The 24,625-nt window shown below is 53.2% G+C and carries 27 protein-coding genes and 1 tRNA gene; 23 read left to right on the top strand and 5 right to left on the bottom strand.

The window, feature by feature from the left end; genetic code table 11:
• Positions 1-219: 219 nt before the first annotated feature.
• The 23 genes from coaD (at position 220) to ABFD83_11615 (ending at position 17,768) form a co-directional block, all read left to right on the top strand.
• Positions 220-711, top strand: a complete 492-nt coding sequence (coaD, locus tag ABFD83_11725; protein ID MEN6357739.1) for a pantetheine-phosphate adenylyltransferase — start codon at positions 220-222, stop codon at positions 709-711.
• Between the two features lie 3 nt (positions 712-714).
• Positions 715-1,305 (top strand): hypothetical protein, encoded by a 591-nt coding sequence (locus ABFD83_11720; protein ID MEN6357738.1) that lies wholly within the window; start codon positions 715-717, stop codon positions 1,303-1,305.
• A gap of 164 nt (positions 1,306-1,469) precedes the next feature.
• Positions 1,470-2,468 carry a phosphate acetyltransferase gene (gene pta / locus ABFD83_11715; GenBank protein ID MEN6357737.1) on the top strand — a complete coding sequence of 333 codons (999 nt, stop codon included), beginning with the start codon at positions 1,470-1,472 and terminating at the stop codon, positions 2,466-2,468.
• A 98-nt stretch (positions 2,469-2,566) separates the two neighbouring features.
• Positions 2,567-3,781 (top strand): acetate kinase, encoded by a 1,215-nt coding sequence (locus ABFD83_11710; GenBank protein ID MEN6357736.1) that lies wholly within the window; start codon positions 2,567-2,569, stop codon positions 3,779-3,781.
• A gap of 26 nt (positions 3,782-3,807) precedes the next feature.
• On the top strand, positions 3,808-4,344 hold the full coding sequence (locus tag ABFD83_11705) for a DUF177 domain-containing protein (GenBank protein ID MEN6357735.1): 537 nt from the start codon (positions 3,808-3,810) through the stop codon (positions 4,342-4,344).
• A gap of 203 nt (positions 4,345-4,547) precedes the next feature.
• A complete protein-coding gene (gene rpmF / locus ABFD83_11700; protein ID MEN6357734.1) occupies positions 4,548-4,742 on the top strand; it encodes a 50S ribosomal protein L32 in 195 nt (64 codons plus the stop codon).
• Between the two features lie 34 nt (positions 4,743-4,776).
• On the top strand, positions 4,777-5,799 hold the full coding sequence (gene plsX, locus ABFD83_11695) for a phosphate acyltransferase PlsX (protein ID MEN6357733.1): 1,023 nt from the start codon (positions 4,777-4,779) through the stop codon (positions 5,797-5,799).
• A gap of 57 nt (positions 5,800-5,856) precedes the next feature.
• Positions 5,857-6,852 carry a beta-ketoacyl-ACP synthase III gene (locus tag ABFD83_11690; protein MEN6357732.1) on the top strand — a complete coding sequence of 332 codons (996 nt, stop codon included), beginning with the start codon at positions 5,857-5,859 and terminating at the stop codon, positions 6,850-6,852.
• Positions 6,840-7,772 (top strand): ACP S-malonyltransferase, encoded by a 933-nt coding sequence (gene fabD / locus ABFD83_11685; protein MEN6357731.1) that lies wholly within the window; start codon positions 6,840-6,842, stop codon positions 7,770-7,772. The genes ABFD83_11690 and fabD overlap by 13 nt, the downstream gene beginning before the upstream one ends.
• 8 nt (positions 7,773-7,780) lie before the next feature.
• Positions 7,781-8,404, top strand: a complete 624-nt coding sequence (locus ABFD83_11680; GenBank protein ID MEN6357730.1) for a class I SAM-dependent methyltransferase — start codon at positions 7,781-7,783, stop codon at positions 8,402-8,404.
• A gap of 45 nt (positions 8,405-8,449) precedes the next feature.
• The gene (fabG, locus tag ABFD83_11675; protein MEN6357729.1) at positions 8,450-9,199 is read left to right on the top strand and encodes a 3-oxoacyl-[acyl-carrier-protein] reductase; all 750 of its coding nucleotides are present in this window, start codon (positions 8,450-8,452) and stop codon (positions 9,197-9,199) included.
• Positions 9,200-9,212: 13 nt separating this feature from the next.
• Positions 9,213-9,449, top strand: a complete 237-nt coding sequence (gene acpP / locus ABFD83_11670; protein ID MEN6357728.1) for an acyl carrier protein — start codon at positions 9,213-9,215, stop codon at positions 9,447-9,449.
• A gap of 33 nt (positions 9,450-9,482) precedes the next feature.
• Positions 9,483-9,887, top strand: coding sequence for a four helix bundle protein (locus ABFD83_11665; protein ID MEN6357727.1), 405 nt, complete (start codon positions 9,483-9,485; stop codon positions 9,885-9,887).
• A gap of 43 nt (positions 9,888-9,930) precedes the next feature.
• Complete coding sequence (fabF, locus tag ABFD83_11660) at positions 9,931-11,169, top strand: beta-ketoacyl-ACP synthase II (protein MEN6357726.1); 1,239 nt, start codon at positions 9,931-9,933, stop codon at positions 11,167-11,169.
• An 89-nt stretch (positions 11,170-11,258) separates the two neighbouring features.
• The gene (locus ABFD83_11655; protein MEN6357725.1) at positions 11,259-12,455 is read left to right on the top strand and encodes a pyridoxal phosphate-dependent aminotransferase; all 1,197 of its coding nucleotides are present in this window, start codon (positions 11,259-11,261) and stop codon (positions 12,453-12,455) included.
• 56 nt (positions 12,456-12,511) lie between these two features.
• Positions 12,512-13,078 carry a DUF6036 family nucleotidyltransferase gene (locus ABFD83_11650; protein MEN6357724.1) on the top strand — a complete coding sequence of 189 codons (567 nt, stop codon included), beginning with the start codon at positions 12,512-12,514 and terminating at the stop codon, positions 13,076-13,078.
• Positions 13,075-13,314, top strand: coding sequence for a hypothetical protein (locus ABFD83_11645; GenBank protein ID MEN6357723.1), 240 nt, complete (start codon positions 13,075-13,077; stop codon positions 13,312-13,314). The genes ABFD83_11650 and ABFD83_11645 overlap by 4 nt, the downstream gene beginning before the upstream one ends.
• A gap of 98 nt (positions 13,315-13,412) precedes the next feature.
• Positions 13,413-14,117, top strand: coding sequence for a ribonuclease III (rnc, locus tag ABFD83_11640; GenBank protein ID MEN6357722.1), 705 nt, complete (start codon positions 13,413-13,415; stop codon positions 14,115-14,117).
• Positions 14,118-14,196: 79 nt separating this feature from the next.
• Positions 14,197-15,003, top strand: coding sequence for an S-methyl-5'-thioadenosine phosphorylase (locus tag ABFD83_11635; protein ID MEN6357721.1), 807 nt, complete (start codon positions 14,197-14,199; stop codon positions 15,001-15,003).
• 1 nt (position 15,004) lies between these two features.
• Positions 15,005-16,033, top strand: coding sequence for an S-methyl-5-thioribose-1-phosphate isomerase (gene mtnA, locus ABFD83_11630; protein MEN6357720.1), 1,029 nt, complete (start codon positions 15,005-15,007; stop codon positions 16,031-16,033).
• Positions 16,034-16,053: 20 nt separating this feature from the next.
• Positions 16,054-16,578, top strand: coding sequence for an adenine phosphoribosyltransferase (locus ABFD83_11625; protein MEN6357719.1), 525 nt, complete (start codon positions 16,054-16,056; stop codon positions 16,576-16,578).
• Positions 16,579-16,631: 53 nt separating this feature from the next.
• A complete protein-coding gene (locus tag ABFD83_11620) occupies positions 16,632-16,835 on the top strand; it encodes a hypothetical protein (protein MEN6357718.1) in 204 nt (67 codons plus the stop codon).
• Positions 16,836-17,399: 564 nt separating this feature from the next.
• The gene (locus tag ABFD83_11615) at positions 17,400-17,768 is read left to right on the top strand and encodes a hypothetical protein (protein MEN6357717.1); all 369 of its coding nucleotides are present in this window, start codon (positions 17,400-17,402) and stop codon (positions 17,766-17,768) included.
• Positions 17,769-17,822: 54 nt separating this feature from the next.
• Here ABFD83_11615 and ABFD83_11610 read toward each other — a convergent pair.
• The 5 genes from ABFD83_11610 to ABFD83_11590 all read right to left on the bottom strand — a co-directional run bounded on the left by ABFD83_11610 (position 17,823) and on the right by ABFD83_11590 (position 24,593).
• A tRNA-Leu gene (locus tag ABFD83_11610) sits at positions 17,823-17,906 on the bottom strand.
• A 38-nt stretch (positions 17,907-17,944) separates the two neighbouring features.
• Positions 17,945-18,616 carry a methylenetetrahydrofolate reductase C-terminal domain-containing protein gene (locus ABFD83_11605; protein ID MEN6357716.1) on the bottom strand — a complete coding sequence of 224 codons (672 nt, stop codon included), beginning with the start codon at positions 18,614-18,616 and terminating at the stop codon, positions 17,945-17,947.
• Between the two features lie 8 nt (positions 18,617-18,624).
• Positions 18,625-19,065 (bottom strand): hydrogenase iron-sulfur subunit, encoded by a 441-nt coding sequence (locus ABFD83_11600; protein MEN6357715.1) that lies wholly within the window; start codon positions 19,063-19,065, stop codon positions 18,625-18,627.
• Positions 19,066-19,102: 37 nt separating this feature from the next.
• Positions 19,103-23,491, bottom strand: a complete 4,389-nt coding sequence (locus ABFD83_11595; protein ID MEN6357714.1) for an FAD-dependent oxidoreductase — start codon at positions 23,489-23,491, stop codon at positions 19,103-19,105.
• 244 nt (positions 23,492-23,735) lie between these two features.
• Complete coding sequence (locus ABFD83_11590; GenBank protein MEN6357713.1) at positions 23,736-24,593, bottom strand: CoB--CoM heterodisulfide reductase iron-sulfur subunit B family protein; 858 nt, start codon at positions 24,591-24,593, stop codon at positions 23,736-23,738.
• Positions 24,594-24,625: the final 32 nt, after the last annotated feature.

Genomic DNA, 24,625 nt, shown 5'->3' with positions numbered 1-24,625 from the left:
CATTGGTTGCCTGTTTTAGCAGCATTGATAGATTTATACACTTGTGTTGTCGCCGAATCGGGGAACTTGGAATGTGTTTCAATAATTCTTCGTATCTTAGCGAAGCATTCTGAGACAGCTTCCCCTTCTCCCGAAACGGCCCGACGCACTACCGTTGCTTCGGTTCCAAAGGGGCCGAAGCCGCTCATCAAATAGAAAATAATCAGTTATAATTATAAAATGAAAGCGGTTTACCCTGGTAGTTTCGACCCGGTGACAAGCGGTCACCTGGACATAATAGAGCGCTCGGCGAGAATCTTTGATGATCTCGTGGTGGCTGTTGCCGTCAACCCGAAAAAAGATCCGATGTTTTCTGTGCCGGAAAGAATGCAATTTTTACGCGAAGCATGTGGACACTTAGCCAATGTTACTGTAGACTATTTCCATGGACTTACGGTAGACTATGTAGAGAGCCAGGGCGCAAGGGCAGTCATAAAGGGACTTCGGGCCATCTCGGACTTCGAGGCCGAGTTCCAGCAGGCGCTTATGAATAAAAGCCTGAATGATCAGGTGGAAACGCTTTTTATGATGACAAGCCCGGAGCACCTGTTTTTGAGTTCCAGTTTAGTCAAGGAAGTTGTGGAGCTCGGCGCCCCGATACAGGGGCTGGTACCGAAAGTTATTGAAGCGAGAGTACTTGAAAGATTGCATCAGAGAGGGCAGGAGGCTTAGAAGATGATAGATCAAGAACAAGTGGTGGTGCGCAGACCTTTTCTGAATGGGGGAGGCAATCAGGAAGATATACTGAGGTTGCTCGATGACATGGAAGACCTGGCTGAAAGCAGCACGTCTTTCTTCGGCAAGGCATGGGGTTTGGACCTGGAAGAGTTTCATATGCTGATCAATAAGGTCAGGGCGTCTCTGCCCGATGAAGTGCGCAGGGCCAGCCGGGTCGCCAACGACAGCGACAAGATTGTTCTTGCAGCCAAAGAAGAAGCCGAGATGATCAAAGAACAGGCCATAGAAGAGTCCAACAGGATCATGGAAGAGGCTCGCCAGATGGCTTCCAAACTGGTCGATACCAGTGAGATAAACCGAATGGCAAAGGTCCAGGCTCAAGAGATGATGGCCAATGCTGAAAACTCAGCCAGAGAGATCAAGCGCGGATCCGACGAATATGCGCGTGATGTTCTTTCGGCCATTGAGAATCATTTGGCTAAAGTTATGGGTACAATCCAGAAAGGCCGCGAGAAGCTGGACATGCGCATAAGCGCCGTGCAGACTTCAGAGCCGATTATTCCCATCGGACGTGGAATTAGAAGATAATCACCCGGTGTTTCGGGGACTTGTTCCCGATATTAAATGGTTGTCGGAATGTTTTAACGTCTTAACGTCATAATGTCAGTGCGCCACAAGTCACGGAATTTTGCGCCGTGGAGGTGGCGTTGTGACCTTATGACGTTTGGCGCTGTACAGTGGAGTTGATAACAATGCCTAACGTAATGGAAACGGTCTATGCCAGGGCAAAGGCCGCCAAGAAAAGAATCGTGCTGCCGGAAGCGGAAGATGTCAGGACAGTCACTGCCGCTCAGAAGATAGTCGAGCAGGGCTTGGCCGAGGTGTTTCTTGTAAATGCCGAAGACAAGATCGCATCTGCAGTAGAAAAGTCAGGCGCGGATGTCTCAGGCTGCAAAGTAATCGATCCGGTCAAGTCGCCCAAGTTCGATGAATATGCAAAGCAGTTTTATGAAATGCGTAAGCACAAGGGCATGACCGAAGAGAAAGCCCGCACTATGATAGCCGACCCGCTGCACTTCGGGTGCATGATGGTCGCCAACGACGAGGCCGACGGTCAGGTCTCCGGAGCCACTCACTCGACCGCAGATACTGTAAGGCCTGCGCTGCAGATCCTGCGCACCGCGCCGGGCTGCAAGCTGGTATCGAGCTTCTTTGTTATGATCGTGCCGGACTGCGAGTATGGCGAGAATGGAACATTCATATTTTCGGACTGCGGTCTGGTCATCAATCCGGCAGCCGATGAGCTTGCAGAGATCGCAATCCAGAGCGCAAAAACAATGAAGAGCCTTTTGGGAGCCGAGCCCAGGGTTGCCATGCTTTCGTTCTCGACTAAGGGAAGCGCATCAGACCCGCTGGTAGACAAAGTAGTGGAAGCGACCAGGATCGCAAAAGAGAGAATGCCCGACCTTATGCTTGACGGCGAGCTTCAGGCAGACTCCGCTCTGGTCGACTGGATAGCCAAGAAAAAAGCTCCGGGCAGCCCGGTTGCAGGTAAGGCAAACGTGCTTATCTTCCCTGACCTCAACACAGGCAACATCTGCTATAAGATGATTGAGCGGCTGGCTAAGGCCGAGGCATACGGGCCGGTGCTGCAGGGGCTTAGAAAGCCTGTAAACGATCTTTCCCGCGGATGCAACGCGGACGACATAGTGAATGTAGCCGCCATAACAGCGGTCCAAGCCATACAATAATTATGAATTTTGAATTCTGAATTTTGAGTTATGAGGAAACTCGTGCTCAACTCAGAATTCAAAATTTAGAATTCAGAATTTTTAGAACTGGTGTATTAATGAAAATCTTAGTATTAAACAGTGGGTCCAGCTCACTGAAATATCAGTTGATCGATTCGGAGAGCGAAGAAGTTCTGGCAAAGGGGCTTGCGGAACGTATCGGAACGGCAGGCGGCGGAGGCAGGGTCAAGCACGAGTGTGTCGCTAACGGCAAGGCCGAAGTAAACGTCGATATGGCCGACCATGCCGAGGCCATCGATCATGTATTTGCACTGCTCAAGGACCCCAAGGTCGGTGCAGTTAAGAGCATGGACGAGATTTCGGCTGTCGGCCACAGAGTGCTCCATGGCGGTGAGAGGTTTGTTCAGCCGACTCTCGTGAACGAAGAAGTAGTGCTGGAGATCGAGAAGCTCAGTGATCTTGGTCCGCTGCACAATCCCGCAAACGCCAAAGGGATTCGCGCTTGCATGAAACTGATGCCGGGTGTGCCCCAGGTAGCGGTTTTCGATACGGCTTTCCATGCGACTATGCCGGATTACGCATATACATACGCTTTACCTTATAAGTATTATCAGGATTACGGGATCAGGCGCTACGGCTTTCATGGCACATCTCACAGGTATGTAACCGGCCAGGCGCTTAAGATGCTCAAGTCGATGAACGTTGACCCGGATAAATCGCGTATAATAACATGTCACCTGGGTAATGGATCGAGTATGGCCGCAGTGGTCGGCGGAAAAGTAATGGACACTTCGATGGGTGTCACTCCGGCAGAAGGTCTTATGATGGGCACACGCTGCGGTGATATCGACCCTGCCATACTGACGTATTTGGGTAAGAAGCTCGGCGCCACCGCCGAAGACCTGGACGATTTGATCAACAAGAAGAGCGGCCTGCTGGGTGTGTCCGGTGTATCGGGTGATATGCGCGACGTCGAAAATGCGGCGGACAAAGGCAACAAGCGCGCTCAGCTTGCGCTTGCCATTTTCTGCTATCGAATTCGCAAGTATATCGGCGCATATATCGCAGCGATGGGCGGGCTTGATGCAATGGTCTTTACCGGAGGGATCGGCGAGAACAGCACGACCATCCGCGCCAGAGTGTGCGATGGTATGGATTTCTTCGGGATCGAGCTGGACTCCGATAAGAACGACAAGCTCAAGGGCCCGGCGGATATCAGCAAAGATGGCTCGAAAGTGAGAATCTTGCTGATCCCGACCAATGAAGAGCGAGTCATCGCGCGTGAGACCGTGCAGGTTGTTGAAAGCGCTTAGCAAGTTATAGAATACAGGTGCCGACAATGAAACTCGACCTAAGTGAAATAGCATCGCACCTTGGCAAGCGAATACAGTATAATATAGATGAGCCGCCTATTGATGACCCCGAAAGCGGAGTCAAATGCGTCAAGCCGATAAGCGGCGAGATTACGTTTAACAATACCGGCAAGCATATAGTCACTAGGGGGCACTTTGAGGCTACAATCGAGCTTGAGTGCACCAGGTGTCTTAAACCTTATACGATCGATCTTAAGCTGCCGATAGAAGAAGAATTACAGATACCGGGACACACGATTGAGGTGCTTGAGGAACAGGAGCTTCCCGAGGACGAGAAAGAGCCGCTGTTTGTGGACTATATTCTCGACCTGACCGAGCTGCTGCGCCAGAACATCGCGGTCGCTGTTCCGATCAAGACTTTGTGCTCGGATGAGTGCAAGGGTCTTTGTTCGCGCTGCGGCAAGGACCTTAATGAGGGGCCATGCGGCTGCCCGGCGGAGGGCGATGAGTCTCCGTTCGGCGCGCTCGCAGAGCTGCTTGAAGAAGATGAGTCGGAAAGCTAGAGAGTCAAAATGTCAAAAAGTTAACTTTGATCGGGCGTTATTTCCGATGACGCCCGAAACAGAATCTGAGGATTTGAAATCCTAGTATTCGGTTTCGCACGCGATTCGGAGATTGCGTGCGATCAGTATTGTCGCTGTTGATTGATGGCAACTTTTTGACTTTCAAACTTTTAGACTTTTTGACTATACAAAAGGAGATCTAAATGCCTTTACCGAAAAGACGACATTCAAATCAGAGGACGCGTCTGCGCAGAACGCACTACAAGCTCAACGTGCCGACCGTCTCGGAGTGCCCGCGCTGCCATGCGCCGGCTCAACCGCACCATGCCTGCCCGTCGTGCGGCTATTACAACGGCCGGCTGGTTATAGAAATCAAGGAAAAGCAGAAGGCCGAGTAGAGTTGCTGACTGACGGCGTCGAAGGGATTCGCGCATGAAAATAGCCGTCGATGCAATGGGTGGCGATTTTGCTCCCGCGGAGATAGTCAAGGGAGCGGCGCAGGGCAGCAAGCTGCATGACGTGGACGTTGTTCTTGTCGGGGATGAAAAGGCCATAAGGCGATATCTGCCGGCTGAGTTTGCCGCGTCCAATAGAGTAACGATCAGACATACCTCGGAAGTGATCACGATGGACGACCACGTGGACGCTGTCCGCACGAAGCGTGACGCGTCCGTGGTTGTTGCCGCGTCTATGGTCAAAAAAGGCGAGGCCGACGCCATGGTCAGTGTCGGCAATACCGCAGCGGCTATGGCGGTCGCAACGCTCAGGCTAGGCAGGATCAAAGGTATTGATCGCCCGGCCATTGCGTGCGTCTGGCCCGGAAGACATGGCCCGACCATTATGCTGGACGCCGGCGCCGTTGCAGACTGCAGCGTTGAAAACCTGACGCAGTTTGCCGTGATGGGCAGCGTCTATGCAGAGAAAGTTTTCTCGATCCAAAATCCGCGTGTAGCTCTGCTTTCGATTGGCGAGGAGAAGAGCAAGGGCAACGAGGTTGTCAGGGCTACGTATGAAGTCTTGGCTGCGAGTAAATTGAACTTTATCGGCAATGTCGAAGGCAGACATCTGCTTTCAAACGAAGCCGATGTGATAATAGCCGATGGGTTCGCCGGAAACGTTGCGCTGAAGGTCGCCGAAGGGCTGATCGAGCATGTGACCGGGGTCATCAAGGATGATCTTCGCGTGCATCCGCTCGCCAAAATCCCCTTATTGCTGCTTGCGCCGATGTTCAGGCGTCTGCAGAAGAAACTGGACTACGCCGAACACGGCGGTGCGCCTCTGCTTGGGCTTGACGGTGTGTGTATCATCGGCCATGGCAGGTCTAATGCGCGCGCGGTCGCAAGCGCAGTCAGGGCCGCAAAGGAAGCGGTAAACGGCCACGTTGTCAGCACGATCAGGGATTCGATTATCGGTGCGGACAAGCAGGAACCCATGCAGGTGGGAAATAACAGTTAACAGTCAGCAGGTTATGGCCTGTTTAGTATGTTTATGTCAGATGAGATAGGATGTGCTATGTGTAACCAGAGGAATGCGGGAATTATCGGCACCGGTTCAGCCGTGCCGGATAAGGTGCTCTCAAATGCGGACCTGGAGAAGATGGTCGACACTAACGACGAGTGGATCCGCACGATGACCGGAATCTCCGAACGGCGTATATCTGCCGAAGGCGAAGCGACGAGCGACTATGCGACAAAGGCCGCGAAGATAGCTCTTGACCGCGCAGGTTTGACGCCGGATGATATCGATCTCATAATTCTCGCCACGGTGACGGGAGATATGCAATATCCTGCCACAGCCTCTATCGTGCAAAACGCTTTGGGCTGTAAAAACGCTGCGGCATTCGATCTGGGAGCCGGCTGTTCGGGTTGGGTATATTCACTGGCCGCTGCCAACTCTTTCATCACCAGCGGCATGTACAATCACGTGCTGGTGATTGGCGCTGATCTGCTCACTCGGGTAACCAACTGGACGGACCGCACGACCTGCATTCTCTTCGGAGATGGCGCGGGCGCAGCGTTAGTTGGTCCTGTAGGCGAAGGCGAGGGAATGCTCGGGTTTGAACTGGGCTCGGACGGCGCCAGCGCTAACGCTCTGTGCATCCCCGGCGGTGGAAGCAGACAGCCGTTAACGCATGAACTGCTTGATTCTCATGCAGACAAGACGCACATGGAGGGCCGTGAGGTCTTTAAGTTTGCAGTCAAGATTCAGGGCGAAGCTACCGAGCGCGTGCTTGCAAAGTTGGGCATGAAGGTAGAAGATATCGATATGGTGATCCCTCATCAGGCAAACATCAGGATTATCGACTCCGCCGTCCAAAGGCTCGGGCTTGCCAAAGACAAGTTTTTTGTAAACATCCAAAAATACGGCAACACCTCGGCTGCCTCTATCCCGATTGCGCTGGATGAAGCGCTGAGCGAGGGCAAGATCAAAAAAGGCGACACGGTCGTCACGGTCGGCTTCGGCGCGGGGCTTACCTGGGCCGCGGGAGTGATGAAATGGGCTTACTAGGCAAGAAGCTTGCATTCGTCTTTCCCGGCCAGGGTTCGCAGGCAGTGGGCATGGGCAAAGGCCTCTATGAGTCCTTCGATGAGGCCAGAGTCCTCTTTGACATGGCCGATGATGCGCTGGGCTTTTCGCTGTCCGACCTGTGCTTCAACGGACCCGAGGACCAGCTTACGCTGACGATCAACACCCAGCCTGCGCTTTATTTGACATCCTGCGCTGCCTATATGGTCGCTGCCGCATCAGGTCTGAAGCCGATTGTTGCAGCAGGGCACAGTGTAGGCGAATACGCGGCCCTCTTTGCTGCCTGCGCTTATGATTTTGTAGACGGCCTCAAGCTCGTCCGCGAACGAGCAAAGCTTATGAACGATGCCGCGCAGGCTAATCCGGGCACCATGGCCGCCATTCTTGGCCTTTCTCCCGATCAGGTATCTGAAGCGGTTTCAAAGGCGTCGGATTCCGGAATTGTCGTGGCAGCAAACTTTAACAGCCCTATCCAGACCGTAATATCCGGCGAGACGGATGCGGTGAAGCGGGCTTCTGAGATAGCCTCTGAGATGGGCGCGAGGCGGGTGGTTCCGCTGAGTGTAAGCGGTGCGTTTCACTCGCCGCTCATGCAGGACGCCTCTGACGCTCTGCTTGAGGCTTTGCATGCCTGCCGGATAAATAATCTTTCGACCCCGGTGGTGGCAAACTACACAGCCCAGGTCGAGAATGAGGCCGAAGAAGTCAAAGTGAATCTGTCTAAACAGATCACCGGAAGCGTGCGCTGGGTCGAGTCGATAAACGCAATGCTTGACGCAGGGGCCGAAGTATTTATAGAATTAGGGTCGGGCTCAGTGCTTGCAGGGCTCATCAAGAGGATTGCCAGAGATGCCGAGGTTTACTCTGTTGGCGACAAAGCATCCCTTGAAGCGCTGATCTAATCATTTTTATGAAGCACAATAAGATATACACGCATACGGGGCTCGGTTACTCGCATGAGATGATGTTCAATTGCGTCGCGCCGGGTTCGAGAGTGCTTGAAGCAGGCTGCGCCACCGGTTTTATGACCCAGGCTATGGATGAGCTGGGATGTAAGGTCACGGTTGTCGAAATCAATCCGGAACTGATCCGGCAGGCGAGCCGGTATGCGGACAGGGCTATAACAGGCGATATCGAGTCGCCGGATGTGTGGGCTGAGATAGAGCCCGGATTTGATGCGGTGATATTCGGTGACGTGCTGGAGCACCTCAAGGACCCGTGGGATATATTGCGGCGTTCGCGCGACTTGCTCAAAAACGGCGGCAAGGTACTGGCGTCGATCCCGAATGTGGCGTATTACGAAGTCAGGTTCAACCTGCTGTTCGGCAGGTTCGAATATGTCAACGCAGGTATTCTGGATGACACGCACTTGAGGTTCTTCACGGCATCCACCGCAAGGCGGCTTTTTGAAGATACGGGTTACCGGATCACAAAGTTTGACCGTGTCTATAAAAGGGCAAGGCACCGAATACTGAGCAGGTTCGTTCCGAATCTGGTTACGTTTCAGTTTATTATCGAAGCGGTTCCGAAATGATATTGCGGTTCACGCGAAATATAATAGACGATGGGAGAATGTAAGTTGTTACTTGAAGGACAAATAGCGCTGATAACAGGCGCAGGCAGAGCAGGTAAGGGCATCGGCAGGTCAATAGCCTTGAGACTTGCCAAGGAAGGCGCAAAGATCGTGATTGCGGACTTTGTGCCGGAGGCCGCTCAGGCGGTTGCGAAAGAAGTCGAAGATATGGGCGGTGAGGCTCTTGCGGTTTACGGCAGCGTCTCAAACCCTGACGATGTCGATAAGATGGTCCAGGCGGCAGTTGACAAGTTCGGCAGGATCGATATACTAGTCAACAATGCGGGGATCACTCGTGATAACCTGTTGGTTCGCATGAGCGAGCAGGAATGGGATATGGTTTTGGACACAAACCTAAAGGGAGTGTTCATTTGCTCCAAGGCGGTAGCCAAGTTGATGATGCGCCAGCGAAGCGGCAAGATCGTCAATATGGCGAGCGTAATGGGGATTATGGGGAATGCGGGACAGGCTAACTATTCCGCTTCCAAGGGCGGAGTTATCGCTTTGACAAAGACCACGGCCAAGGAGCTTGGTTCGCGTGGTGTCAACGTCAACGCGGTTGCGCCCGGCTTTATTCAGACAGTGATGACCGAGGAGATGCCCGAGGATGCAAAGGCTGGAATTGCCCAGCAGATTCCCTTGAGGCGCCTCGGTACTCCGGACGATGTGGCTGAAGTGGTGCTCTTCTTGTGTTCACCAATGTCGAGCTACACCACCGGGCAAGTAATCGCCGTTGACGGCGGAATGGTTATGTGAGGAGGAAGTTATTATGGCAACAACTCTAGAGAGAGTAAAAAAAGTAGTAGTTGACAGACTTAAAGTATCCGAGGACGAAGTCACTGAGACGGCATCGTTCGTCGACGATCTCGGCGCGGATTCACTGGACGTGGTCGACCTCGTAATCGGCTTTGAGGACGAGTTCGAAGTTCAGATACCGGACGAAGACGCCGAGAAGATCACCACCGTGAATCAGGCTGTCGATTATATCACAAGCAAGTCGGCTTAAAAAAGCCGGGTGATGGGTGTTAGGTATTAGGTGATGGGGAAGGAAACCGGCGCCGTTATCAATAGCTTCCGTGACCTGCGGGTTTGGCAGACAGGAATGAATCTTGTGGAAAGCGTGTATCGAATCACACAAGCTCTTCCTAAGAGTGAACTCTATGGGCTTACGGGGCAAATGAGACGTGCGGCGGTTTCAGTTCCATCAAACATAGCTGAAGGGCATGTTCGCGAGCATTTGAAGGAGTATCTTCAGCACATCGCGATGGCTCAAGGTTCGCTTGCTGAACTGCAGACACAATTTGAGATTGCGTACAGGCTGGGCTACATCGCGCAGAGCGATTTCCAGGAATTGTCTGGATTGGCTACTGCGTTGGCAAAACAGCTCTATTGCTTGCGTAATGCATTAGCAAGCAAGTCAAGCGTGCCGGTGTCGGTTCCCTAACACCCAATACCTAACACCCATCACCCATACTAGAAGGATGTTAATGCAGGATAGAAGAATAGTCATAACCGGTCTTGGCGCCGTTACGCCGTTGGGAAACACGGTCGATGAGTTTTGGGAGGGGGTCAAGGCATGCAAGAATGCTATCGCCCCGATCACTCATTTTGACGCCTGTGATCACCCGACCAAAATTGCGGCGCAGGTAAAAGATTTTGACGTCACCAAATATGTCGATGCCAAGCTCGCCCGGCGGATGGACCAGTTCACCAAATTCGGTGTCGCGGCGGCTAAAATGGCTTTTGACGACAGCGGTCTGGTCATCACCGAGGAAAACGCTCCGCGCGTGGGTGTGCTTATCGGTTCAGGTATCGGCGGAGTCGAGACGTGGGAGACCCAGCAGAAAGTTATCTGGGAGAGCGGCCCCAGGCGGGTCAGCCCGTTCTTTGTGCCTATGCTGATCTCCAATATGGCCAGCGGCGTCGTTGCTATTATAACCGGCGCGAAGGGCCCGAACATGGCCGTCGTGACGGCTTGCGCAACTGCCAGCCACTCGATGGGTGAGTCGTGGCACATGATCAAGCGCGGTGACGCCGACGTTATGATGGCGGGCGGAGCCGAAGCTGCGATCAGACCCCTTTCATGCGCGGGTTTCTGCACTATGAAGGCGATGTCCACCAATAACGACGACCCGGAGCATGCGTCCCGCCCGTTCGATAAAAACAGAGACGGCTTCATTATGGGAGAAGGCTCCGGTGTGGTCGTGCTCGAAGAATTGGAGCATGCCAAGGCTCGCGGAGCAAAGATTTATGCCGAAGTGGTCGGATATGGGTGCTCGGCTGATGCTTACGATATGGTCGCAAACAGCCCCGACGGCGCATCCCGCAGTATGAAGAATGCGCTGGGTCGCGCTGGGCTTGCGCCCGAGAAGATCGATTATGTAAACGCGCACGCCACTTCGACCCCTGTGGGCGACCCGGGCGAGGTCGAGGCTATCAAGAGAGCTTTCGGCGATCATGCCTACAAGATGATGGTCAGCTCGACCAAGTCGATGATCGGCCATCTGCTGGGAGCCGCAGGCGCGGTCGAGAGCATTGTATGTATCAAGGCGTTGACCGATGGTGTAATTGCGCCCACACGAAATCTCGTGGAGCCCGACCCGGCGTGCGATCTGGATTTCGTACCAAACGAAGCGCGTGAGGCAAAGATCGAGTATGCCATGAACAACTCGTTCGGCTTCGGCGGCCAGAATGCGACGCTGATTTTCAAGAGATTTGCGGATTAGTGGAAAGTAGATAGTGGAAAGTGGAAAGCGCCGTCAATCCGGACTTTCCACTTTTAGCTTTCCACTCTCCACTTCTGAGGAGTAAGGAAATGCCCGATATATCGCAGAGAGCAAAAAGTGTAACTCCTTCGCCGACACTGGCAGTCACGGCGAAGGCAAAGCAGATGAAAGCGGACGGGATCGACGTTATCGGCTTTGGCGCGGGTGAGCCCGATTTCGATACGCCGCAGCACATTAAAGATGCCGCGATAAAATCGCTGCAGGCTGGGTTTACGAAATACACCCCGACCAGCGGCACTGCCGATCTCAAAAAAGCGATCTGCGACAAGCTCAAACGCGATAACGGATTGGACTATGCTCCGAACCAGGTGATTGTCTCTCTTGGCGCAAAGCACTCGATCTATAATGCGGTCTTGGCGACAGTCGACCCGGGCGATGAAGTGATTATCCCTGCGCCCTATTGGGTCAGCTATCCTGAGATTGTTGGGCTGGCAGGCGGCAAGTGCGTCTTTGTCGATGCGGACGAGTCCACGGGGTTCACCGTTCCCATTGAGAAGCTTCGAGCCGCAGTAACGGACAAGACCAAGATGCTGATCCTGAACAGCCCGTCCAACCCGACAGGCGGGGTCTATAATCGTGAGCAGATCGAGCAGATTGCCCGGCTTGCGGTCGAAAAGGGTTTCTATGTGCTCTCTGATGAGATTTATGAGAAGATCATCTATGATGGGCGCGAGCATGTGAGCATCGCTTCGCTTGGTGATGAGATCAAGAAGCTGACGATCACAATCAACGGTTTTTCCAAAGCGTTCTCAATGACCGGCTGGCGTCTGGGCTATGCCGCCGCCGAAAAAGAAATAATCTCGGCTATGACGGCTATCCAGAGCCACAGCGCGTCCAACTTGGTCTCGTTTGCTCAGCCGGCAGCGGTTGCCGCGCTCAACGGCCCGCAGGAAATATTGGCCGAGATGGTCGCCGAGTTCGACAAGCGCAGAAAGTATATAGTCGAAAGGCTTAACGCCATAGACGGCATCACCTGCGCAATGCCCGGCGGAGCTTTTTATGTCTTCCCGAATGTGTCGGCTCTCTTCGGCAAGAGCGCAGGCGGAAAAGTGCTGAAGTGCTCGGGCTGTGTGGAGAGCTGGCTGCTGGATGATGCGAGAGTGGCGGTAGTGGCTGGAGCCGGTTTTGGGGCAAATGACTATATCCGCCTTTCCTACGCGACTTCCATGGATAACATCGAAAAGGGCTTGGACAGGATAGCCGAGGCTGTAAGTAAGCTGAAATAAATGCCTGTTGTCATCTCGATCTTAGTGAGGAATCTGCTTTAGGATTCGGAACCAAAATGGCAAGCAAAAACGACCTTAAAGAGCTACTGAACAGTGCCGCCGAGATCGATGATATACTCGACCGGCGATTGTTTACGCTTGCCGTAATTACTCAGCGCTTATCGGAGTTGGGGGTCAAGCCTGTTCTGGTGGGTGGCGGAGCGGTGCAATTCTACACTCTTGGTGGATATACAACCAAGGATATTGATGTGGTCATGCCTACTTCCGCTCATGTGGATGACGCAATGGCCGAATTGGGTTTCTTGAAACGCGGTCGATACTGGATTCGGGAGGACATCGACATCGCAATAGAAGCCCCTTCATCATCGTTGGCGGAGGGCACGGCTCGTGTAATTGAAGTTCAGGTCGATGACATGACGGTCTGCGTTCTCGGAATCGAGGATTTGATCATTGATCGGCTGAATGCTTTTGTGCACTGGAAATCTACCGAGGACGGCCGATGGGCAAGTCGCTTGATAGCGCTTGGCAGGGAAAGCATGGATTGGGAATATCTGACGCGACGAGCGGAGCAAGAGAGAGTCTCGGATGCGCTGAGCGACCTTGCAAAGGATGCCGGAGAATGAAAAAAGTAGACTATCAGGACTGGAAACGCCGTAAGCGGGAAGTTTTCCTGAAGCTGATCGACATCGAAAATAAATTCGAAGGTCGTGTTCCCGGTCGACGCCCCCGCGATCCTGAAAAAGAGAAGATTCTTCTTCAACTGGACAAAGCTCGACGTGCACGCTATATTGAAACAGGAAAGATCGAAATTCTCGGTCCGCAACGCATGAAGTGGCATGTCAATTTCAAGAAAGGGTAACAACTTTCAGCCGTCAGCAATTTTACTCGCCCTCCAGGTAAGATACTGGAGGGATAAAGACAGTTTATATTGCCGAGAGCTGAGAGCTGAAATCAAACATGACCCTCGACCAAAAAACTCTTCAACAGATTGTTCAGAAGCTGCAATTGGAGATCAAGGACTTTACACTCCTGCGGCAGTCATTGACTCACAGGTCATATCTCGGAGAATCAGCCGAGGCTACGTCAAACGAGCGGCTGGAGTTCCTGGGCGATTCGGTATTGGGAGTCGTAATCGCCGAGTACCTCTATACGCATTTTCCCGAACGCAACGAAGGCGAGCTTGCCAAGGCCAAGGCTGTTGCAGTCAGTGAACCCGTGCTTGCTGAGAGCGCAAAGTCGCTCGGGCTGCAAAATATGATCATGATGAGCTCAGGTGAGGAGGCCAGCGGCGGCAGGAAGCGGCTCTCGATCATGGCTGATGCATTTGAGGCGCTGGTCGCGGTTATTTATCTCGATCTGGGTCTTGAAGCAGCCCGGCAGTTCATACTGCGTGCGCTTGATTCTATTCTCAAAGACGTTGAGCACAGGCAGCACATCCGCGATTACAAGACCCTCCTGCAGGAGTATACTCAAGGAATCTATAAAAAGGCGCCGCTATATGTTGTAGTAAACGAAAAAGGCGCAGACCACGACAAGACATTTACAGTCGAAGTGCATCTCGATAAGAAACGGCTTGGCAGCGGCACAGGCAAAAGCAAAAAACAAGCCGAACAGGCTGCCGCTCTTCAGGCGCTGGATAGAATAGAGAGTCAAAAAGTCTGAAAGTCAAAAAGTTAGGTGAGCTGCCTGTAATCTTTTTGACCTTTCGACTTTCCAACTTTTTGACTTATGGGGAGGTATAATGTCAGAACTTAGGGCTGAGATCGGGGTCATAGGCGGCTCCGGGTTTTATTCACTATTGGACGATGTCGAGGAGACCAAGCTCGACACTCCCTACGGCGCTCCGAGCGACGTTGTTGCATTGGGGGCAATCGCAGGCAGGCGTGTCGCATTTATCCCCAGACACGGCAAGACCCATCATCTTCCACCCCACATGATTCCCTATCGCGCAAATATCTGGGCTATGAAACAGCTTGGCGTGACCCGAATAATAGGCCCCAATGCTGTCGGCAGCCTGCAGGCGGATATAAAGCCGGGTGACTTTGTGGTCTGCGACCAGTTCGTCGACCGCACATACGGCCGAAAAGATACTTTTTACGACGGCCCAATCGTGACCCATGTCTCCTCCGCTGATACTTATTGCCGTGCGCTGCGCAAACTTGCTGTCGAGATAGGCAGAAACCACGGCGTAACGATGCACGACGGCGGAACGACAGTCTGCATCCAGGGCCCGAGGTTTTCGAGCCGGGCGGAGAGCCTGTGGTTTACTAAAATGGGCTGGCATGTGGTCAACATGACCCAATACCCCGAGTGCATTCTTGCCCTTGAGCAGGAGATCTGCTACGTCAATATCGCGCTGATAACCGATTATGATGTGGGGATTGTAGCAGAGGGCGGAGCGGAACCAGTCAATGCGAGTGAGGTGGTAAAAGTCCTTACTGCAAACAACGAGCGAGTAAAGAGGCTGATCTTCGAGATGATTGAGAAAATGCCCGAGACTCGTGACTGCCCCTGCGCTCATGCATTGGAGAACGCGAGGCTGGGCTAGCATGCAGCGCACAGTAGACTACAAAGACGGCAGAGTAATATTGATCGACCAGACGCGTATTCCAGCCGAACTGGTCACAATCGAGCTTTCTGACTATGAGAGCGTAGCCGAAGCTATCAAGACAATGAAAGTCCGAGGAGCTCCCGCTATAGGCGTCACAGGCGCGCTGGGTATCGTTGTCGCCGCCAGAGGATCGATTGCAGCCGATCCTAACGTCTTATATGAGGAACTCGAACACGCCGGAAATGTGCTTAAAAACACTCGCCCGACTGCAGTGAACCTGTTCTGGGGAATTGATCGAATGCTGGATGCCGCGCATGCGGCAGTGCAGGCAGGATCAAGTGTCGATGATGTAGTCCATGCTCTCGAATCACTCGGTGAGCTGATGCTGGCTGAAGACGAGGATGTCTGCCGGATGATTGGCAAACACGGAGCCCGGCTTCTGCCGGATAAAGGCAGTGTCCTTACCCACTGCAACGCCGGTGCGCTCGCATGCGTCGCATATGGCACGGCCTTAGGTGTAATCCGAGCGGCAGTTGAGTCTGGTAAGCAGATTCACGTTTATGCCGATGAGACTCGCCCTCGACTGCAGGGGATGAAACTGACCTGCTTCGAGCTTATGAGCGACAATATACCGGTCACTGTCATCTCGGACAACATGGCCGGCTGGCTTATGCGCCAGGGTAAGATCGACTGCGTAGTGGTCGGCGCGGACCGCATTGCATCAAACGGAGATGTGGCCAACAAGATCGGCACATATTCAGTTGCGGTGCTGGCTCGCCATCACAAGATCCCGTTTTATGTAGCCGCTCCCTTCTCTACAGTCGATTTTTCTCTCGTCTCAGGTGATGAAATACCTATTGAGGAGAGATCGCACGATGAAGTGACTCACATTGACGGACACCGAATCGCGCCGATGGGTGTCCAAGTCGTTAACCCCAGCTTTGACGTTACCCCTGCAGAATATGTGACGGCGATCATAACCCAGAAGGGTATTATCAGACCGCCGTACAAAAAGAATCTCAGATAAAGCATGCCGGAGGCCCCATTATGATAACCGAAGAAACGATGAAACAGATCATCCGCGATGTGCCCGACTTTCCCGCGGACGGCATTTTATTTCGTGATATCACACCTATCTTGCAAAACCCTCGAGCATTTAATGAGGTCGTCGGCTCAATAGTCGAATGCGTAAAGCCCATGAAGCCCGATGTGATTGTGGGGATAGAGTCGCGCGGGTTTATCCTTGGCGCACCAGTTGCTCTGGAACTGGGACTGGGGTTTGTCCCCGTCCGCAAAAAGGGCAAGCTGCCATGGGAGACTGTGCAGGCTGAGTATGATCTCGAATACGGCACAAATACCGTTGAGATTCATAAGGATGCCATTGAGCCGGGAATGAGGGTCGCAATCGTGGATGACCTGCTCGCTACAGGAGGCACGGCAAAGGCTGCAGTTCAACTGGTCGAGGAGCTTGGGGGCACGGTTACAGGCCTGAGCTTCATCATAGAACTCCTCTTTCTTAAAGGGCGGAAATCACTGAATAACTATGAGGTCTGTTCGCTGGTAAGATACTAAAGGATTTCGGCACCAGCCGTCGAATAACAAGTCAGGACTTGGAGGCGATGTATATGAACGCAAAGAAAAATTGGCTGAGCATTATAGCCTACTTTATAGTAGGGATAGTTGCCTTGGCGGTGGCTCTGGCCGTTATAAGAATTGTCATCGGGTTGGCCATCACTATAATCTCCTTCGCAATAGGCGTAGCCATTGTAGTAGCGGTCGGCTATGTAGCCTATGTACTCCTGAAATCCCTGCTGAAAAACACTAACTGAAAAGTAGCCGTCAAATTTTTAATTGCTGCAGTAACCCATAGAGCCTCTACGGATAACTTCCGGGAGGCTCTTTTTACATTCAAATCATAGAATCACTTTCCACCCACTCCTTGCGGCACAAATCGCCCAGATAGCCTGCATATGTTGTCATGAAATATTTAATATATGTTGATGATGTTGGCGCATTGAAGCAAGCGGGGGTTAGTGGTTGATGGCTTGACGTAATCTACAGTCTGTAGAATAATAAATGCAGCAGAATACTCTTCTGTCATATATTTAGTGCTATACATGGATGGTAAGCAATTTCTAGACAACTGGGTAGTAAATGCGGCGAGATTTCGTGGCGCCGATAGTTTTCAGTCTTCAGCAACTTCGTAAAACAAAGGCAATACACAGGTAATATCATCAGCGTAAGACTCCACACAGTAATCTCCATATGCTTACTCTAAAAAAAAGCATCAGGTCAGTGGCGATTAGCGCTCCTTTTGTATTATCCTCATAGTCTTTAGCTCAGCAATAACAACTACTCCAAATCTCAAGAAATACCAATGCAAGACAAACCTCATGATTTACAAAACTCTCACATTACTTTTGGCAATGAGTGTATTGCCGACTACCACTTGCTTTGCGGCTCCTGGAGACATTATTACATTTGAAGCCGCTAGTCTATATAATGGCAATCTGACTAAAGCCAGCTATAAGGCAGTAGTTCTTTCTCCAATCAGCAGCAATAATCGCCCTATTTATGTGACAGGCTGTTGGAGACGTAATGGATCTGGGAGTTATGTCTTTTCTTGTCCGCTGGTTTATGGCTGGTTTGTCAGGGCTTTTATCTGGAGCAGTGCGCAAAAGAAGCTTATTGAAGGTGCGCAGGCATCAGACGGCAGCGTCGTTGCAGACGGCATATCATATGAACGTGTCCCTGGAATGTGAAAAAAAGCCTCCACGTTTTCTGTCGTGGAGGCTCTTCTTTACGTTCGAAAAACCTGGTGGGCGAGGTGGGAGTCGAACCCACATGGGTTGCCCCGGAGGATTTTAAGTCCGCTGCGTCTGCCATTCCGCCACTCGCCCATTTGATAATGTCAGTCTATCAAATGGGGTGGCAGGTGTCAACCGATTCTCTGATCTTCACGCACGATCTTCCTGCATCCGCCCGAATGGCTTACTGACCAGTCCTGCGGTGATACGATCTCCCGGAGCCTGTCGAGCTGGCCGATGGCTTTTAGGCGGTCATAGATAAGCTGCCAGCCGCAGTCGAGGTCCGGTGAGACTTCGCACTTGCCGTTGCGGGCATTTCCGCATGGGCCGTTGAGTAGGCTCTTTGAGCAGCGGGTGACCGGGCAGACAGCGCCGTATTCGCCCAGCACGCACTTGCCGCAGGCTGCACACTTCTCGGTCCAGATACCCTGCTCCTGCAAAACGCCGATGAACTTGGTGTCCAGCCCTGCGTATACGGGAGTGTTCGGGAACCTCTCGGCTGTAGCCTGAACGCCGGCGCCGCAGGCCAGAGAGAGCACTGCATCCACGTTCTGGACAGCCTCTATAGCATCTTCGAAGAACTCGTTCTCGCACTGGCGCTCAATCGTCAGCTCATTTATCTCATGCTCCTGATCGTCGAGCTTATACGCAATCCGCAGAGCGGAGCTGATCATGCCGACCTCGCGCTCACCGCCTGCAAGGCAGACAGTGACGCATGTGCCGCAGCCCAGCACCAGTATGCGCTTGTGCTGCGCCAGGATATCCTTAAGTTCTTTTATGTTTTTTCTTTGTGCAACGATCATATCAACACCTAACCCCTAACACCTGTCACCTGAGCGCTTTCGCGTCTCAATGGATTTGGTCCGAGCTTTTTGATCCGGTCGGCCATTATACCGACTATCTCAGCGAACCTGGGTCCTTCGGCTGAGGAGAGGTTAAACATCTCCAGCCTGTCTTTCTCTATTCCGGCTTCCTCCAGCATCTCACGGACGAGTGCCACACGCCTTTTAGCCCGCAGGTTGCCCTCCTGGAAGTGGCATCCGCCCTCCAGGCAGCCGGCCACAAGCACGCCGTCAATGCCCTTCTCAAATGCGGTCATTATATAGCCCGGGTCCACCTTGCCGGTGCACGGGAGCCTAAGCACACGCACGTTTGCCGGATATTGCAGCCGCATAGAACCCGCCAGGTCCGCAGCGGCGTATGCGCAGTAATGACAGCACAACGCCAGTATTTTCGGTTCAAAGTTATCCATACGATTGATCTCTCAATTCTTGATTCTCAACTATAAATTACGCTCTGAGCAGCGCTTCAATGGCGGCAGAGACCTGCTTGTCCATAAAGTGATGCAGCTCGATAGCTTTGGCAGGGCACGCCGAGGCGCAGCTTCCGCAGCCCATACACTTGGCCGCCTGAATCTCGACACGGTTCTTGCCGTTGGTTTTGCTCACCTCAGGCGCTCCGAACGGGCACACCTTTACACATGTCAGGCACGAAACGCACTTTCTGGTGTCTACTACACTCACCTGACCGCCGACGTTCATCGTCTTCTTCGAGATGACCGTTGCGGCTCTACCGGCTGCGGCTCTTCCCTGCTGGATATTCTCGACAGTGTTCTTCGGCGAATGGGCGCTTCCGCAAAGGAAGATGCCTTCTGACGCGAAGTCCACAGGACGCAGCTTTACATGCGCCTCCAGGAAGAAACCGTCCGCATTGAGCGGAAGCTTCGCCAGATCAGATATCTCCTGGTTTTCCACTGCAGGAGATGTCCCGACTGAAAGCAGCAGCATATCCACATCCAGGTTGACCGGCATCTTGAGCTCAGTCTCCATAAACTTGAGCTTGAGTTTATCGCCACCGGTCACTTCGGGCGGGTTCTCGGGGTCGTATCTCAGGAAGATAACGCCCATCTCACGCGCTTTCTGATAGAATAGCTCGTTTGCGCCGTAAGTGCGCATGTCTCTGTAGAGCACGATAACTTTGGAGTCCGGCCGCATCTCTTTTATGCGGATAGCGTTCTTGACTGCGTCGGTGCAGCAAGACCGGCTGCAGAACGGCCTCTGCTCGTTTCGTGAGCCCACACACTGGATCATAGCGACAGTGGGCCTGGCTGCTAGCTCGCTCACCATCGAGAACTTGTTCTCAAGCTCGCGCTGAGTAAGAACGCGTTTGTCCTGGCCGTAGAGATATTCTGTCGGTTTATACTCACGTCCGCCTATTGCAATGATCAGCGCACCGTGCTCGATATCGACCATTCCCTCCGGTGTCTTGATCTCACTGGTGAAGTTGCCGACAAATCCGCTGAGCTTTTCGACCTTGGACGAAAGGAATGTCCTGATCATAGGGTGCTTCTCGACATCGGCAATTAGCTTATCCCGGATCTTGCCGGGAGCGAGCCTGCCGCCGAGTTTATCCAATTTCTCTGCCAGATTGACCAGGAAGCCCTGCTTTGCAAGGCTCAAAGCTGAACTCATGCCGCTGGGCCCTCCGCCGATCACCAATGCAGTCTGCACGACAGGCAGTTCCTCAGTCTCCAGAGCGGTGAGCTTTGCCGATCTGCCGACTGCCATTTTGACCAGGTCGATAGCCTTGGCGGTCGCTGCGTCAGGGTCCTTTGAGTGGACCCACGAACATTGGTCGCGGATATTCGCCATATCCACCAGGTATGGATTAAGCCCACACTCGCGGGCTGTCTCTCTAAAGAGCGCCTCATGTGTACGAGGCGTGCAGGACGCCACTATCAGGCGGTTCAGATTATACTCATTTATGATCTGCTTCATATAGTCCTGAGTGTTGTCCGCACAGGCATACATCTGGTGGTCGGCAAAGGCGACATAAGGCATGCTCTTGGCAGCCTCTACGACCTTCTCCACATCCACCACACTTGCAATATTGATTCCGCAGTGGCATATAAAGACGCCGATTCTAGGCTCTTCGTCGATGACGTCGCGCTCTTTGGGATACTGCTTGTGCGTGACCAGCGTGCCGCGCGCAGGTGAGAGCATCTCCATAGCCATAGCGGCCGCTGCGCTCGCCTGGGTAACCGTCTCAGGAATGTCTTTAGGTTCCTGGAAAGCTCCGGCGACGAAGATTCCATCACGGCTGGTAGCCACAGCAGCAAACTCACTCGACTTGCAGAACCCGCACTCGTTTAACTCAATACCGACCGCTTTTGCAGTGCGCAGAGCCTCCTCGCTGGGTCTCATACCAGTGGAGAGGACTACCATATCGAACTCTTCATCAACGGGCTTTCCGTCCTTGAGATATGAAAGCCTCAAGCTCTTGGTATCGGGCATTTCGACCACACGCGATATCTGGCTGCGCTCAAAGCGCACCCCGCCTGTCTTGGCGCGCTCATAATATCTGTCGAAGTCCTTGCCGAACGCGCGTATATCGGTGTAGAAGATGGTGGTCTCAAGACCCGGTGTGTGGTCTTTGGCAACAACAGACTCTTTGATTGCCGCCATGCAGCACACAGATGAGCAGTAAGGCCGGTTATTGGCCGCGTCACGCGAACCAACGCACTGGATAAAGGCTACTTTCTTGAGTTCCCTGCCATCCGATATCCTCTGAAGGTGGCCAGCATATGGCCCGCCTGCCGAAAGGAGCCTTTCAAACTGGACATTGGTGACCACATTCGCGTATCTGCCGAAGCCGAACTCTCCGCGGATTGTAGCGTCGAACTCTTCATAACCCGGAGCCAGCACAACTGCGCCGACCTCCAGCTCACGATACGAGTCCTGCATATTGTGATCAATGGCCTTAGCCAGACATGCCTTTACGCACTCCCCGCACTCGCAGCAGACTCCGCATGCCAGACACCGGCTCGCCTCTTCAATAGCTTTGGCCTCTGAGTACGACCCGTCCGGCTTGTCCGGCTGGACACGCGCACTCTTCAGGCGCTTTTCACGCCTCTGGGCAAGCTCGAGTTCGCGGTGCCTCTCATCAGTCCAAATACGGCTGTCGGCATCGCGGCCCTCGACCATGTCCTCACCCTTAAGATATCTCTCTATAGAAACAGCAGCCCGCTTACCTGCGGCTACCGCCTCGCTCAAAGTCCCTGCGCCTGCGACCACATCGCCGCCTGCAAAGATGCCGGGCTTGTCGGTCGCGAGGGTCACGCGGTCTACATTGAGCAGGCCCCACTTATTTACTCCAAGCTCGCATCCCATCATAAAGCTCAGGTCGACTTTCTGGCCTGTAGCCAGGATGGCGTCGTCGCACTCAATGATGTGCTCTGAGCCTTCGACTGCGACAGGTCTGCGCCTGCCGGAAGCGTCGCGCTCGTCCGAAAGCTTCATATCCAGGCATTCGATACCGGTAAGCTTGCCGCCATCTCCCACGAACCGCTTGGGGTTAGTGAGGAAGACAAACTTGACGCCTTCTTTGATGGCATCCTCGACCTCGGCCGGGTCAGCGGGCATCTCGCACTTGGTGCGGCGATATATGATAGTTACATCCTTCACGCCCAGGCGGACAGCCGTTCTCGCTATATCCATAGCAGCGTTGCCCGCGCCTATCACGGCAACTTTATTGCCAAGCGAGACTTTCTCGCCAAGGTTTACCTGCTTGATGAACTCGATTCCTGGCCGGACACCATTAAGCTCTTCACCTTTGATGCCCAGATCAGTGCTGTTCTGGGCACCGACTGCGGCAAACACAGCCTTGTAGCCGCTCTTCAAGATGCTGTCGATTGTCGTATCCGAGCCAATGGGTGAGTTGCACTTTAGCTCCACGCCCAAATCGAGAATATCTTTGATCTGGCTGTCGAGGACCTTGCGCGGAAGACGGAAGTCTGGAATACCGGCTCTCATCATACCGCCCGGCACACTCATGGCCTCATAAATTGTGACTGCGTAGCCCTTCCGAGCAAGATAATCGGCTGCAGCAAGGCCTGCCGGTCCCGAACCGATTATCGCCACCTTGGAGGTGTCGGGTGTTGGGTGTTGGGTGTTGGGTGTCGGCGAACCGGCGTGCTCAACTGCAAAGCGCTTGAGGTTTCTTATAGAGATGGGTTCGCCGTATCTGCCCTGCTGGCACTCGCTCTCGCACGGCCTGTGGCAGACATAGCCGCAGATGAGCGGCAGCGGGTTGTCACGCTTGATAATCTCGGCTGCCTCTGCAAACTTGCCTTTGGCGATAAGAGCGACATAAGCCTGGACGTTCTGGCCCATAGGGCAGGCGCTGACACACGGCGGTCTGTCGCGCTTTTCGATCACATACGCATTCGGCACAGCCTGGGCGGTCACTTTATGGATCGCCGTATGCTTAGCCAGACCCCTGTTGAACGGGTCGGGCACATTTATAGGGCATACTTTCTCGCAGTCACCGCAGGCGCTGCACTTATTGATATCAACAAAGCGCGCTCTCTGCTTAAGCTTGACCTTGAAGCTGCCCGATTCGCCGGTAAGCTCTTCGACCTGCGACTGAGGTATTATTTCGATATTGAGGTTTCGCGAGCATTCGACCAGTTTCGGCGATATGATACAAGTGGCGCAGTCGCCCGTCGGGAAGGTCTTGTCGAGCTGGGCCATCTTTCCGCCGACAGACGGCGACTTCTCCACCAGGTAGACCTTATAACCAGAGTTCGCGAGATCCAGCGACGCCTGGATTCCGGCTATGCCGCCCCCTGCGACCATTACCGCCCCTACAGGGCCATTTTCCGATTTCTTGATTGCCATAATAATATCTCAGCCTCACAATCGCGAAAGCGCGAAAGAGCGAAAACGCGAAACTAATGAACAACTTCTTTGATCGGGCGCTATATCTGATGGCACCCGCATAGAATTTCCTTGATCATCCGGGAGTTAACTCCCGGATGCAAGTTCTCGGGACTTTAGTCCCCGAACCAATTACCATAAACACATGCAGGGGATAAATATCCCCCATACCGGAGTCCGGGATTCAAATCCCGGACCATCTAATCTAAAGACCGGCAATTCCAGCCGGACTGACCATCAATTTGTTTATACCAAGCTCAGAGTCCGAAAGCCCGAGAGCCTTACCTAAAAGCTGGGTGAAGAAGAACACAGGCAGGCCTATCTTCTCGCCGGTCTCTTTTTCAATATCGGACTGGCGCAAATCCAGATTGCTCTGACACAGAGGACACGCCACTGCTATGCAGTCCGCACCGCTCATTTTTGCCATACGGAGTATGTCACCTGCCAGGTGCTTTACAGTATCGGTGCGAGTGATCGAAAAACTGGCGCCACAGCACTCTGTCTTATAAGGCCACTCGACAGGATCAGCTCCGGCAGCCGAGAGAATATCTTCCAGCACTTGCGGGTCCTCAGGGTCATCCAGAATGCTGAGTTCCTTTGGTCTGGTGAGCAGGCACCCATAATAACAAGCCACCTTAAGACCGTTCAGACTTTTGACTATATTGTCCTTGATCTCCGGGATGCCGTAATCATCTCGGAGCAGCTGCAAAAAGTGTCGAACCTTTACTTTTCCATCGTATTGCTGTCCGATAATATCCGAGACCTGGGCGCGAAGCTGGGCATCATGAGCTAGATCGCGGTTAGCCGTCGCCAGCCTGCCGTAGCAGGATGCGCAGCAGACGATCAGGTCGCTGCCAAGTCCCTGCGCTATAGCCAGGTTCCGAGCCGGAAGCGATACGGCTAATAGCGAGTCGGTGGCGTGCGCCGGGGTCGAGCCGCAGCAGCTCCAGTCCGGCAGTTCTTCCATCTGGATTCCTAAGGCTTTTGCGACCGCCAGAGTCGACATCTCAAAGTCGTGAGCGGTCGACTCCATAGAGCAGCCCGGAAAGAATGAATATTTCATCACCTAACCCTCCGTAGGCTTCTCGGGCACTG

It is taken from the genome of Armatimonadota bacterium (assembly GCA_039679645.1).
Taxonomy (GTDB): Bacteria; Armatimonadota; UBA5829; order UBA5829; family UBA5829; genus UBA5829.
The sequence above is the reverse complement of the archived record's forward strand: the minus strand, read 5'-3'. Positions and strand labels throughout refer to the sequence as shown.